The sequence below is a fragment of the Halomarina litorea genome, from assembly GCF_024227715.1.
GTDB classification, from domain to species: Archaea; Halobacteriota; Halobacteria; order Halobacteriales; family Haloarculaceae; genus Halomarina; species Halomarina litorea.
Genome location: NZ_CP100448.1, coordinates 497,851 through 509,753 on the forward strand (window position 1 = coordinate 497,851; position 11,903 = coordinate 509,753).

Genomic DNA, 11,903 nt, shown 5'->3' on the forward strand with positions numbered 1-11,903 from the left:
GGTCGCTCTCGGGGGGAATTTCACTTTCACTTTCGGGCGGGTATTTATACTGACAGCTACCAAACCCGGTGGCATGAGCCAGTCCTCACTCGACGACGACGAACTCTTCGGCGAGGCCGCGACTGAGATTCGCACCGACGTCGAAGACCACCTCGCGGCCGCCCGCGCCGAACTCCCCGCACCCGAGGCCGTCTGGGAGGTGGAGTCGGACAACACGCTCGGCGTCCTCAACGCCCTCCGGAGCGCTCTCGACGTGGGCGAGGCCGAACAGCACCTCCGGGACGCCCGCAAGTGGTACACGATGGGCGTTCGCGCCGACGCCTTCGAGGACGCCGACGACCTGCAGGAGGAACTGGAGGCCCTCACCGAGGTCATGGAGGACGTCGTCGCCGCCCGCGAACAGGTCGGCGAACTCGCCAGCACCATCCCCGGCCTGCGCGGGACGCTTCAGGACCTGCAGGAGGCCGCGGACGCCGACGCGGAGGAGGCGGAGGAGGCGGAGGACGACGCCGACGACGCGGAAGCGGAGGAAGACCCCGAGGACGACGAGGACGAAGACGACGACTAGCGCCGCGTCTCGACCGCTTCGAGGAGGTCGGCCAGCAACGCCCCCGCCGCCGTCAGCATCGCCTCGCCGTCCTCGGCCGTCCCCGCCCCCGGGTCGCCGACGACGCCGTTCTCGCTGAACTCGTCCGAGTCGTAGGCGAGGTTCACACCCGACACCCACTCCCCCCAGCGCTCGCTGGCCCCCTCGCGAGCCTCGTCGATTCGCCCCTCGCGGACGAGGTCCGGCGCGACGTGGCGCAGGAGTGCCGTCTCGCGCGCACCGCCGTGGCCCATCGGCACCTCGTGTGACACCGAGTCGAACCACGTGAACGGGAGCGTGTAGGCCACCTCGTCGCGCGTCAGGCGGCCACACACCTCCCGAAGTGCGGCGACGTTCCCGCCGTGGCCGTTCACGACGACGCACCGCTCGACGCCGTGGTGGGCGAGGCTCCCGACCACGTCGGAGACGTACTGTCTGAAGGTGTCCTCGCGGACCCAGAGCGTCCCCGGGAAGCGGCGGTGTTCCTCCGCGACGCCGACGGGTATCGCGGGAGCGACGAGGAGGTCGCCCCCGTAGGCCCCGGCTCCGGCCTCGGCGACCGCTTCGGCGGTGTACACGTCCGTCCCGAGGGGGGCGTGCGGGCCGTGCTGTTCGGTACTCCCCACGGGGAGGAGCGCGAGGTCCGCGTCGAGTTCGTCCACGTCGGTCCACGTGGCGTCGGCGAGGTGCATGGGAGAAGGGTCCGCGCTCGCGGACTTGAAGGGTGGGGGCAGGGGGCGGGGCGATGCAGGGCCACCGGTGGCGACCTCAGTCGGCGTACTCGAGGAAGAGGTCGCCGACGAACGCCACGGGTCGGTCGGTGGTGACGATGTCGCCGAACGCGATGCGTTCGGGCGGTCGCACGACGCCCCCGAGGTCGGTGCCGTCGAGGGTGGCCGTCGCGTCGCCGACGAGGTACATCCGGTCGGCGGCGGCGAAGTACTCCCGGCCCGTCTCGGTTCGCCCGCCGACGGGGAGGCCGCCGAGGCCGAGAAGCGCGTTCAGGCTGAACGTCGAGACGGCCCGACCGACACCGCTCCGGGCGATTGCACTCGGCGTCGCGCGGGCGACGGCCCCGAGCAGTCGGGTCGCGGGCGTCGACTCGAACGCCAGCGAGCAGTCGAGACGGGTCCCGTCCTCGCCGGTCGTCGACAGCGTGAGGCGCTCGTCGTCGCGTTCGACCGTCACCTCGGCGGCGTGCGTGGCGTCGAAGTCGTGGTACTCGCAGACGGTGTCGATGGCCTCCTCCTCGGAGACGTAGAGCGTCCGGTCCCCGTCGGGACCGATGACCCACACCTCGGTGTAGCCGCCGTACGGCGTCGGCGTCGACTCGAAGTCGAGCAGCCAGACGCAGTGGCCGCTCTCGAAACAGACGCCGGGAAGCGAGAGGCCGGTGAACGGTCGGAGACTGGTCGTCCCGGCGGCGGTGCTCGTGGTACCGGCGGTGCTGGCGGTGCTCACGTCGGTCATGCCCGTCCAGAGGGCGCTCCGAGGGGATAAGGGTGTCTGGGTGACAGGCTTCGGCCCGCAGTTGCCGGCCCAAGCCGTATCCCTTCGCCGGGAGTCCCGACGGTATGAGTGTCGACGACGACGACAGTCGAACGCACGGTATCGACTTCGGTGACCTCGACGAGAAACTGGAGGACCACGACTACCCCGCCGACGCCGACGAGATTCGGGAGGCGTACGGCGACGAGGAACTCGGCCTGCCCGACGGGTCGACGACGCTCGGCGAGGTCCTCGAGGGCTACAGCGAGGAGTTCGAGGACGCCGAGGCGGTCAGACAGGCGGTCCTCACCATGGTCGAGGACGACGCCATCGGGCGCGAGGACTACTCCGACCGGGGGTCCGAAGCCGAGAGCGCACAGGAGAGCGAGGACAAGTCGGCCTGAATCGGTCAGTCGGCGTCCCGATAGGTCTCCTCGTGGTGGGCGAGGTAGGTGAAGGAGAGCGCCGCGAACACCGCCCCGACGAAGTTCTCCAGTCCGAACTGGACACGGTGGCGGCGTAGGTGAGCAGACCGAGCACCCACCCCCACTCCCGGGGGGTGCGGTCGTAGTATGCCGGTTGTGTCTGCCATGTCGGTTTCCTCTCCGGCCTACTCGCTCCCTCCGCTACGCTTCGGTCGCTCCTTGAGGCCGGAGGCTCCACCTTGAATTAGGCTGACGGACCCCGAACTCGACCGCTCCCGTTCTCAGTCGTCGGCTTCCGTCCGGGCCTGTCGTCGCTGGGCGCGTTCGATGAACTCCTCGGGGAGTTCGTCTATCTCGCCGGCCTGCACGCCCCAGAGGTGGGCGTACAGGTCGTCGTTCTCCAGTAACTCCTCGTGGGTGCCGCGTTCGGCGATGCGGCCGTCCTCGAGGACGACGATCTGTTCCGCGTCCTTGATGGTCGAGAGGCGGTGGGCGATGGAGAACGTCGTCCGGTCCTCCGTGAGGCGGTCCAGCGAGCGCTGGATGAGCATCTCCGTCTCGGTGTCCACGTCGCTCGTCGCCTCGTCGAGGACGAGGATGTCGGGGTCCTTCAGGATGGCTCGCGCGATACTGATGCGCTGACGTTGCCCGCCGGAGAGTTTCACGCCGCGTTCCCCGACTTCGGTGTCGTAGCCCTCGGGGAGGTTCTCGATGAACTCGTGGGCCTCGGCGGCCTTGGCGGCCTCGACGATGGACTCCTCGTCCGCGTCGAACGTCCCGTAGGCGATGTTCTCGGCGACGGTGCCGTAGAACAGGAAGGTGTCCTGCGAGACGTAGCCGATGCGCCGGCGCAGACTCGGGATGGTCACGTCCCGGAGGTCCTGACCGTCGATCTCGATGGTCCCCTCGTCCACGTCGTACATCCGGAGGAGGAGCTTCAGGACCGTCGACTTGCCCGCGCCCGTCGGTCCGACGAGCGCCAGCGTCTCGCCGCCCTCGACGGTGAACGAGACGTCCTCGACGATGGTCTCGCCCTCGTCGTAGCCGAAGGTGACGTCGTCGTACACGACGTGCCCCTCGTCGACGACGAGTTCGTCGGCGTCTGGGTCCTCGGTGATGCGCGAGGGTTCGTCCATCAGGCCGAAGATGCGGGCGCTGGACGCCCGGGCGCGCTGGTACATATTGATTATCTGTCCGAATTGCGCCATCGGCCAGATGAAGCGCTGGGTGTAGAGGATGAACAGGACGAAGTCGCCCGGCGAGAGTGTCCCCGTGAACGGGCCGAATCCGCCGGGCGTGATGACCCAGAGGCCGCCGACGGTGAACGTGACGACGAACCCGACGCCCGCGATGACCCGGAGGCCGGGGAAGAACTTGATGCGCGTCTCGACGGCGTCCCAGTTGGCGTCGAAGTAGTCCTTCGAGACGCCCTCGACGCGGTCGGACTCGAAGTTCTCCGTGTTCGACGTCTTGATGACCTGGATGCCCCCGAGGTTGTTCTCCAGTCGGGAGTTGACCTTCCCCACCGAGGAGCGCACGTCGGCGTACTTCGGCTGGATGATCTGGACGAACTTGTACGTGAAGTACATGATGAGCGGCAGGGGGACGAGGGCCACCAGCGCAAGTTGCCAGTTCGTGACGAACAGGATGACGGCGATGCCGACGACCATCACCGACAGGCGGAACGCGGAGTTCATCCCGTCGTTGAGGAATCGCTCCAGCCGATTCACGTCGTTCGACAGCACCGACATCATCTCGCCGGTCTGTTTCCCGGCGAAGAAGTCCATGTTCAGGCGCTGCATCTTGTCGTAGGTGTCGGTGCGGACGGCGTGCTGGATGTTCTGAGCGAAGGAGTTCCAGCCCCAGTTGCGACTCCAGTGGAAGGCGGCCCCGCCGAAGAAGGCGAAGGCGATGAGCCCGGATGCGAGCCACAGTTGCCCGGTCTTGGTCGCTGGCTCCCACACCTCGGGGACCAGCCAGAGGTCGAACGCACGGTTCTCGAGGAAGACGGCGTCGATGGCGAGCGCGAGCAGGAGGGGCGGCAACAGGTCGAGGACGCGGGCGACGACGCTGGAGAGCAGTCCGACGACGAACGCGAGGCGGTTCTCGCCCCCGTACTCGAAGAACAGGCGCTTCATCGGGTCGTCCGCCTTCTCCCGTTGTTCCTCGAACGGGTCGTCCTCGTCGGCGGTGATTCCCATTGCTGTTCCTACAGGTGGCGTTTTGAAAAGGGTTGGCAAAGGGTGTGACCGTGCCGCACAGCGAGTGTGCGACTGGTGGCGCGGCCCGGTTCAGGCCGCGGCGACCCGCACGGGTTCCGGCGGGGCGACCGACCTCACTGTCTCGTTCGTCGGCCCGAACGCGTCGTCCCCGACGACCACTCGGTCGCCCACCTCGACGCCGTGGTCGGTGGTCCACCCGTAGTTCACCTCGAGGACGTACTGCCCCTCGCCGGGGTAGCGGAAGTCCTTGCCGTCCGCCCCCTCGGGCGGTTCCGGCGCGTGGTGAATCGAGGTGATGGTCCCGTTCGCGGCGACGTAGACGATGTCGATGCCGAAGTCCATGTCGCGCATCACGAAGGTGTGCTCGCCCGGTTCGTCGAACGCGAACCACATCCCCTCGCCTGGCGGGAGGGACGTCGTACTGCTCAGGCCGGTGTAGCGCTTGCGGAACGTATCTGCGACGCGGGCGTCGACGCTCCCCAGTTCGGTCCCGTCCTCGTCGTACACCGCGACGGTGGTTCGCTCGTAGTCGTCCGCTGCGGGTGCCGGGAGCGGAATCACGCCCGAGAGGACGAGGGCGACGCCGACCAGAAGGGCAGCGAACACGCCCGCGAGGAGGGTGCCGACGCGACGGGGACTCGGTGCCATCACCCGAAGGAGGCGGCGGTCCGGCGTAAGGGTTCTGGGGTCGCCTCGTGGCTGGTACGACGGGAACGCACGCGACGCAGAACACCCGAGAGGTGGGTCGCAAGCGTTATTCCGGTGGGTCGGGTTTCACGAACCGAGGGCTCGTGGTCTAGTTGGTTATGACGCGGCCTTTACAAGGCCGAAGTCGGTGGTTCGAATCCGCCCGGGCCCATGAGCATCCGCGAGCGACAGCGAGCGGTATTCTCCTGATGCCACGGATTCCGAACCCAGAGGACGAGCGGAGCGAAGTCCTCACGGTTCGAATCCGCCCGGGCCCATCAGATTTTGTGACGAACCCAACGGTGAGTCACAAATCTGTTCGGGAGGGGGATTCGAACTGAGGAGAGAAGGAGCGAGTGAGGTCCGCCTCCGACCAGACCACCGTCACTCTCGGAGCCAACCGAACATCGCGGAGTCGTTCTCCATGACGGTGGAGAGGTGTCCGAGGTCGGGGTAGAAGTGCGCCTCGGCGGTCGGAACCGCCTCCATGAGGTACTGACCCATCGCGACCGGGACGTACCGGTCGGCGCGGCCGTACCAGAGTCCGACCGGGACGTCGAGCGCGAGGTCGAACCCCCAGTCGCTCGCGAACAGTTGCAGGTCCCTGACGAACGCCTCGACGCCGTGATGCCGGCAGGCCGCCGGTATCGACGCCACGAGCACCCTGCCGATCTCTCCCGACCAACGTTCGCGGTCGTGGGGCGCGGCGGCCGCCGCCCGTCGCTTCACCGTCCGCTCGGGTGCGTAGCGGGCCGAACGTTCCTCCGCTCCCAGGAACGCCCTGACGACGCCGGGCACGCCCCGAGCGAGGAGGAACAGGAGGCGCTCTGCGGGCCCGACTGCGGCCATCGGACCGACACCACAGCAGACGGCGACCCGGGGGACTCGCTCCGGCACGAGGGCACCACACGCGAGCGCGTACGGTCCGCCGCCGGAGACGCCGACCACGGGTGCCTCCTCGACACCGAGGGCGTCCAGCAGCGCGGTCACGTCGGCGGGCCAGTCGGTCAGGGTTCGGTCCGGGTCTGGGTCGGAGACGCCGACGCCCGGACGTTCGGGGGCGACGAGTCGGAGGCCGGCCGCCCGTGCCGCCCCGTCGAACACTGCGGCACCTAGCCGACCGCTGGGGACGCCGTGGAAGGCCAGGACCGGGGTCCCGTCGGGGTCGCCGGTCTCAGCGTACCCGAGCGTGCGTCCGTCCGGGAGCGTCACCGTCTCGGGGTGTTCGAAGCAGTCCCGGGCGACCGCCAGCGTGCCCCCGGTCGCGTCGCCGAGGAACGGTGGAGTGGCCTCACGCCCCTCTCGCACCCGACGGAACATGTCTGTGATGCTGGTCATCAGGAGTCGTGGGGTCGCCGATGTGGTAACTGTTCGCGTGGTAGTCCGGTCGACGATTCGTTCGAGTCCCTTCGACTCGGCGGGCGGTCCCGTGCGCCGGCGCTCGAACGGACGGACGCGGAACCGTCCGACGGCGGGTTCATCTCCTCGCGCGTCCTACAGAGTGCCATGATCGGCGACAACACTACCCTGAGCGACAGCGTCGTCGGCACCGCGCGGACGGGACTGGGAGACGCGCTCCGTGCCGTCGTCGCGTTCACGCCCGAGGACTGCACGCCGTTGTACCTCCGGTCGGACCTCCGGGACGAGGAACGTGACGTCCGGCCGGATATCGAGCGGTTCGTCGCCATCGAGCGCGGGGTGTTCGCGGAGCGGGACGGGTACGGCGACCTCGCGACGACGTCCGGAGCGGAACCCGCCATCGGGGAGTACGAGGCGACGATTCGACTGTTCTCCGAGGGGTTCGTCGGGCGGGTCGTCGTGGGCGACCGGGGCGTCCTCCTGACGACCGACGAGATGGACATCGACGCCTTCGAGGAGGTGTCGGTGGCGCTCCGGAAGGTGCTCGCGGGTGACGCGTAGTCCAGCGCCGGACGTTCGCGTGCCACGACAGGCACCAAAGGTATTACACTAACTCGTGAAAGTCGGTGCATGGTAGACGTAGTCGGCCATCTCGGGATGGCACTCATCTGGTTCGTGCCGGCGTGGTTCATCATCGACGAACGCAAGACGGCAGCGACGTTCGCCGCCGTGGGCGTCTGGTTCGGGATGTTACCGGACGTCGACCTCGTCCTCAAGGGCATCCTCCCGACGGTGAAACACCACGGAGTGTTCCACACCGTCCTGATGGCCGGGGTGCTCGCCGCCCTCATCGGTCCCCTGCTGGGTGCGGTCCTGAAGCGGACGCTGGGCGGGACGGACTGGTTCTCCGACGATGCCGTCGACCACGCCACTGGGTTCGGCGTCGTGATGGTGTTCGTCGCCGGCGTCGCGCACGTCTTCGCGGACATGCTCTCCGCGCCGGACATCGCGGACTCGGTCGAACCGCTCTGGCCGCTCTACCAGCAGTCGTTCGGCATCGACGTCGTCTGGTACAACGACCCGCTGGTCAACTGGGGGCTGTTCCTCACGGGAATCGCGCTCAACGTCGGCCTGTTCCTGTCCCGCCGGTAGGGACCGTCGTCGGCGTTCAGATGCCGCCGACGCCCTCGCGGTACTGTCTGACGTACTCCAGCGCGCGGTCGACGTAGTCCGTCGCGCCGTCCTCTTCCTCGCCGAGTTCTCGCAGGATGTTCATGTGTCGGTCCAGCCGCCCCTGGTCGGGGCCCCGCTCTCGGTCGGCGAGTGTCTCGAGGGCGTCGGCCTGTCCCTCGATGCGGCGTCGGCGGTCACCGTCGGCGTGCGTCGCTCCCTCGCGGAGAGTCTCGGCGGCGTCCCGGAGTTCCTCGCGGCTCATGGCTCACCGTACAGCGGAGGTGGGCAAAAACGTTCGTGGGGAGGCCGACCGCGCTTACTCGACCGTCTCGCGGTACTCGCGGACGTGGGCCAGCGCGCGCTCGACGTGCTCTGCGCCGGGTCCCGCCTCGGTGGCGAGCTCCCGGAGGGCGGCGACGTGGCCGTCGAGCGCCTCCGGCGTCGGCTCGTCCCCGACGCCGAGCTTCGCGAGTTCGATGACCTCGCCGTGGAGCCGTCGCTCGGTCCGCCCCTCGGTCCAGCCCGCGGCGGTGACGAGTTCCGTACCCGCCGCTTGGAGTGGTGTTCGCTCCATGAGTGTTCGTGTGGTACTCGGTGACAGTGCAAAAGTGTTGTGTCGCTTGTTAACCCATGACAATCGTCGCCGGGCGGTCACGTCGTCGGGCCGCGCATCCGGTAGCCGTCGAACTCCCCGCGGTCGATCTCGGCGCGAATCTCCTGGTGGGTGGTCTCGTCGATACGCACGAGGTGACAGAGCGGGTGGCCCGGCGCGGCGACGGGGTTCTCGAGGACGCCGACGACGAGACCGGTGAACGGCGCGACGACCCGTTCTTCCTCCTCGTGGAAGTGGTCCGAGACGGTACAGATGGTGTCGCCCTCCTCGACGAGTGGGTACGGCCCCCCGTTCATATCGACGAGACCGCCCTTGTCCGCCGGAGCCACGCCTTCTCGCCGTCGCCCTGGACGACCTGCCACCACCCCGGCCACTGGACGGGTCGCCCCGGGAGCATCCCGAGCTGTGCGAGGACGCTCTCGACGTTGCCGAGCGTACGCTCGGCAGGCAACCAGACGTAGTCCGGTGACGCCGTCGAGGGCCTTCCGGATGAGCAGGGCTGGAAGCGGTGGGCCTTGCCCATCTCCACCGTGAGGACCGGGATGCCCGCCGCAGTCGCCGTCCCCCGGAGCGACCCCGGGTCCTCCGTCCCGGAGAGAATGACGTTCGCGCCGAACGCGCGGGCCAGACGCTCCACCTCCGGGTTCGAGAGGTCCGTCCGCAAGTGGTACATCGTCGTCCGCCCGCGCGTCGAGGTGTAGAAGTCGAGGCCGTAGTCGCACTGCGAGACGAACGTCTCGTAGATGCGGGCGGCCATCCGCCCCGCCGTCGCCGACCCCTCTCGTCCCGGGAACGCCCGGTTCGGGTCCTGGTCGTCGATGGGGAGGTACCGTTGCTGGGCGAGAAAGCCCGGGACGGTGAGGACGTGCGGGACGACCAGCGTCCCGCGGACGTCCGCGGGCGAGTACGCCGTCGCCACCTCCTGACACACCTTCACCCCGTTCAGTTCGTCTCCGTGGATGGTCGCCGAACAGAACAGCGTCGGCCCGTCTTCCTCCCCGTCACCGAATCGCTTCACGATTCGGCTGGCTCGAAAATCGCAACGGCGATTTTCGAACGTTGACCACCGTCACCGGAATCTCGACGGGGTCGCCGAGGTACGTCTCGCCCACCTCGTAGCAGTCGTGGTGTCGTTCGCCCGACGCTCGGCGTGTCACTTCCTGTCAACCCCACCCAAAGAATATTATGGTGCCAGCGAAAGCAGGTGGTACGACCGCCCGCAACGGGCGGCTGCAGACCGATGACCTCGATTCACGCACCCCGGATGTACGCTGGCGACGCTTCCGCCAGCGGCAGCACTGGGGCGGGCGTGACGGGGAAGGTCTGCGACAACGCAGCTCGGTTCACCCCGCTCGCGTAATCCGGACGCGACACCTCGTCCGGCAGTGCGTCGGGTGGGGGACCGAGCAGGTCTTTCTCCCGACGTTCCGCCGTAGCGACGCACTCGTGTCGCGAACGTGAGCAGGGACGCGTCCGCGTGGAGCGGCCACCGCGCGGGTTCGACCCCCGGCGGACGCATCCATGTCAGTGGAACTCAGGGCCACGTCCGTGGCCGTCAGAGTCTGGGTACCCCGCGGCGCGGCCGGCGACCTCGCTGGCGGCGCGCGGGACGTCCTCGACGGCGTCGAGAGCGTCGCGGCCGTCGACCGCCTCGAAGTGGTCGGTTTCCGCCCCACGGCGACCGACATCCGCGTCGACCTCGAAGCGGAGGTCGCTCTCGCGGCCGGTGCCGACGAGTCGACACTCGAATCGGGCTTCGGCGTCATCGAGGCGAGCATCGACATGTGACCGCACGACGGGTGGTGACGACCGACCGACCAGCGTCCCGGTCCCCGGTGGGACCCCCGAGCGCGTCGGGTTCGACTCCCGACGGGACGCCTTCGACCTGTGACTCTCTCCCACGGGTAACTGTTTCACCCCACCTCGAACGGTTCGCCGGGCCGCGAGCGACCCGTCCCCGACTCTCGCCGCCCCCGCTCGGCGACTATCTTCGAGTCGGAAACCGTCCGGAACTATCCGCAACGGTGCAACGATGTCCCGGGTTTACGCGCCGCTCGGGTCTCTCTCGAACTGGACTATGAGCATCCTCGAACGCGTCAAGTCGGCGGTCGGTGCGGGTAGCGAGACCGAGTTCACGTACAACTGCCGGGACTGCGACGCCACCTTCGAGTCCACCGAGTCCCACATGGGTGAGGTGGCCTGCCCCTACTGCGAGAGCCGGGACATCCGGCAACTCGTCTGAACCGCCCGCGAACGCCCCTTCTTCCGACGCCCGACGACTCGCCCGCGACCGACGGGTCGCGCCGAAAACCCCACCTCGACTCCCCGCCAGCGGGAGGTATGGACGACCAGTCCGACCCGCCGGAGTCCGCAAACCCACCCGACGACCCCGGCCGCGGCGTCCGCCCCGAGGCCCGTCCCATCGAACCGAGCGCCCCCGACGAGTTCGGGTGCACGCAGGTGTGGTGGGGCGACGGTAAGGGCAAGACCACCGCGGCCCTCGGGATGGCCTTCCGCGCCGCCGGCCACGGCTTTCGCGTCCACCTCCTCCAGTTGATGAAAGGTGGCGCGGCGAGCGTCGAACCCGACCGCGGCGAGTACAACGCCATCGCCGCCGTCCCCGGAATCTCCTACGAGAACCTCGGACACTACGGCTGGCACGCCCTGAACGACGGGAGCGAGGACCGCGACCACGAGGCGGAGGCACGAGTTGGGTTCGAGCGCTGTCGGGAACTCGTCGCCGCGGCGGGCGAAGCGGACCTGACCGCCCCGCTCTCCCCCGACGGCCCGCCCGAGGACGGGGTCCACATGCTCGTCGTGGACGAACTACTGTACGCCGCCGAACGCGGCCTCGTGGCCCCGGACGCGGTGGTCGACCTCGTGGAGTCGAAACCCGCATCCCTCGAACTCGTCCTGACGGGCGGCCACGAGTCACCGGAGTACCTGTTGACGGCCGCCGACCTCGTCACGGAGGTCCGAAAAGTCAAGCATCCCTTCGACGCCGGGCGACGCGCCCGGAAGGGGACGGAGTTCTGACCGTGACTACTCTCCCGACCATCCGTCGAGGACGCGCGCAGCGAGGTCACGGGCGGCGGCGACGTGGTTGTCCGCCTCGGGGTCACCCGTGCCGTCGACGTGGCTCAGCAGGTCCCGGACCTGCCCGACGCGCTTCTCGACTACCGCGGGCGAGGCGTCCTCGCGCGCCGCGTCGGCCGCCACCGCTTCCGCCTCGCCGAGCCACCGACTCGCCGACCGCTCGACGGGTCGCTCGGCCGTCGCCGCGAGGTGCTCGTGGAGTCGTGCGGCGAGGGTCGAGGGGTCCGGGTCGGCCATGTCCCGTCTCCACCTCG

At 68.7% G+C, this 11,903-nt stretch carries 16 protein-coding genes, 1 tRNA gene and 1 pseudogene; 8 read left to right on the plus strand and 10 right to left on the minus strand.

Features of this window, described 5'->3' with window-relative positions; translation table 11 throughout:
* Positions 1-73 precede the first annotated feature (73 nt).
* A complete protein-coding gene (locus NKG96_RS02720; protein ID WP_254536920.1) occupies positions 74-568 on the plus strand; it encodes a DUF5790 family protein in 495 nt (164 codons plus the stop codon).
* On the opposite strand, the gene NKG96_RS02725 is transcribed toward NKG96_RS02720, so the two are convergent.
* Together NKG96_RS02725 and NKG96_RS02730 are read right to left on the minus strand one after the other, a co-directional pair.
* Positions 565-1,278, minus strand: a complete 714-nt coding sequence (locus NKG96_RS02725; RefSeq protein ID WP_254536921.1) for a creatininase family protein — start codon at positions 1,276-1,278, stop codon at positions 565-567. The two genes, NKG96_RS02720 and NKG96_RS02725, sit on opposite strands and share 4 nt — an antisense overlap.
* 76 nt (positions 1,279-1,354) lie before the next feature.
* Positions 1,355-2,056 carry a hypothetical protein gene (locus NKG96_RS02730; RefSeq protein ID WP_254536922.1) on the minus strand — a complete coding sequence of 234 codons (702 nt, stop codon included), beginning with the start codon at positions 2,054-2,056 and terminating at the stop codon, positions 1,355-1,357.
* 104 nt (positions 2,057-2,160) lie between these two features.
* Between NKG96_RS02730 and NKG96_RS02735 the strand changes: the two genes are divergently transcribed.
* Positions 2,161-2,478, plus strand: a complete 318-nt coding sequence (locus NKG96_RS02735) for a DUF5789 family protein (RefSeq protein ID WP_254536923.1) — start codon at positions 2,161-2,163, stop codon at positions 2,476-2,478.
* Between the two features lie 5 nt (positions 2,479-2,483).
* Here NKG96_RS02735 and NKG96_RS02740 read toward each other — a convergent pair whose 3' ends face one another.
* The 3 genes from NKG96_RS02740 to NKG96_RS02750 all read right to left on the minus strand — a co-directional run bounded on the left by NKG96_RS02740 (position 2,484) and on the right by NKG96_RS02750 (position 5,369).
* A complete protein-coding gene (locus NKG96_RS02740) occupies positions 2,484-2,666 on the minus strand; it encodes a hypothetical protein (protein WP_254536924.1) in 183 nt (60 codons plus the stop codon).
* A gap of 114 nt (positions 2,667-2,780) precedes the next feature.
* On the minus strand, positions 2,781-4,700 hold the full coding sequence (locus NKG96_RS02745; RefSeq protein WP_254536925.1) for an ABC transporter ATP-binding protein: 1,920 nt from the start codon (positions 4,698-4,700) through the stop codon (positions 2,781-2,783).
* A gap of 90 nt (positions 4,701-4,790) precedes the next feature.
* The gene (locus NKG96_RS02750; protein ID WP_254536926.1) at positions 4,791-5,369 is read right to left on the minus strand and encodes a DUF192 domain-containing protein; all 579 of its coding nucleotides are present in this window, start codon (positions 5,367-5,369) and stop codon (positions 4,791-4,793) included.
* 137 nt (positions 5,370-5,506) lie between these two features.
* Between NKG96_RS02750 and NKG96_RS02755 the strand changes: the two genes are divergently transcribed.
* Positions 5,507-5,580, plus strand: a tRNA-Val gene (locus NKG96_RS02755).
* Between the two features lie 212 nt (positions 5,581-5,792).
* Here the strand turns inward: NKG96_RS02755 and NKG96_RS02760 are convergent.
* Positions 5,793-6,746, minus strand: coding sequence for an alpha/beta fold hydrolase (locus tag NKG96_RS02760; protein WP_254536927.1), 954 nt, complete (start codon positions 6,744-6,746; stop codon positions 5,793-5,795).
* A 168-nt stretch (positions 6,747-6,914) separates the two neighbouring features.
* Here NKG96_RS02760 and NKG96_RS02765 point away from each other — a divergent pair, with 168 nt between their 5' ends.
* Together NKG96_RS02765 and NKG96_RS02770 are read left to right on the plus strand one after the other, a co-directional pair.
* Complete coding sequence (locus NKG96_RS02765; protein ID WP_254536928.1) at positions 6,915-7,328, plus strand: DUF7522 family protein; 414 nt, start codon at positions 6,915-6,917, stop codon at positions 7,326-7,328.
* 69 nt (positions 7,329-7,397) lie between these two features.
* Positions 7,398-7,919, plus strand: a complete 522-nt coding sequence (locus tag NKG96_RS02770) for a metal-dependent hydrolase (RefSeq protein ID WP_254536929.1) — start codon at positions 7,398-7,400, stop codon at positions 7,917-7,919.
* Between the two features lie 16 nt (positions 7,920-7,935).
* Here the strand turns inward: NKG96_RS02770 and NKG96_RS02775 are convergent, their stop codons facing one another.
* The 3 genes and pseudogenes from NKG96_RS02775 to NKG96_RS21000 form a co-directional block, all read right to left on the minus strand.
* A complete protein-coding gene (locus NKG96_RS02775; protein ID WP_254536930.1) occupies positions 7,936-8,202 on the minus strand; it encodes a DUF7553 family protein in 267 nt (88 codons plus the stop codon).
* Positions 8,203-8,256: 54 nt separating this feature from the next.
* Positions 8,257-8,514 (minus strand): DUF7553 family protein, encoded by a 258-nt coding sequence (locus tag NKG96_RS02780; RefSeq protein WP_254536931.1) that lies wholly within the window; start codon positions 8,512-8,514, stop codon positions 8,257-8,259.
* A 77-nt stretch (positions 8,515-8,591) separates the two neighbouring features.
* A pseudogene (locus NKG96_RS21000) lies at positions 8,592-9,710 on the minus strand (succinylglutamate desuccinylase/aspartoacylase family protein).
* Between the two features lie 391 nt (positions 9,711-10,101).
* On the opposite strand from NKG96_RS21000, the gene NKG96_RS02795 reads away from it, so the two are divergent.
* From NKG96_RS02795 to NKG96_RS02805, 3 genes are all read left to right on the plus strand, one after another.
* Positions 10,102-10,341 carry a hypothetical protein gene (locus tag NKG96_RS02795; protein WP_254536934.1) on the plus strand — a complete coding sequence of 80 codons (240 nt, stop codon included), beginning with the start codon at positions 10,102-10,104 and terminating at the stop codon, positions 10,339-10,341.
* Between the two features lie 289 nt (positions 10,342-10,630).
* Positions 10,631-10,795, plus strand: coding sequence for a hypothetical protein (locus NKG96_RS02800; RefSeq protein ID WP_254536935.1), 165 nt, complete (start codon positions 10,631-10,633; stop codon positions 10,793-10,795).
* 98 nt (positions 10,796-10,893) lie between these two features.
* Positions 10,894-11,589, plus strand: coding sequence for a cob(I)yrinic acid a,c-diamide adenosyltransferase (locus NKG96_RS02805; RefSeq protein WP_254536936.1), 696 nt, complete (start codon positions 10,894-10,896; stop codon positions 11,587-11,589).
* Between the two features lie 6 nt (positions 11,590-11,595).
* Here the strand turns inward: NKG96_RS02805 and NKG96_RS02810 are convergent, their stop codons facing one another.
* The gene (locus NKG96_RS02810) at positions 11,596-11,886 is read right to left on the minus strand and encodes a DUF8152 family protein (RefSeq protein WP_254536937.1); all 291 of its coding nucleotides are present in this window, start codon (positions 11,884-11,886) and stop codon (positions 11,596-11,598) included.
* Between the last annotated feature and the right edge of the window lie 17 nt (positions 11,887-11,903).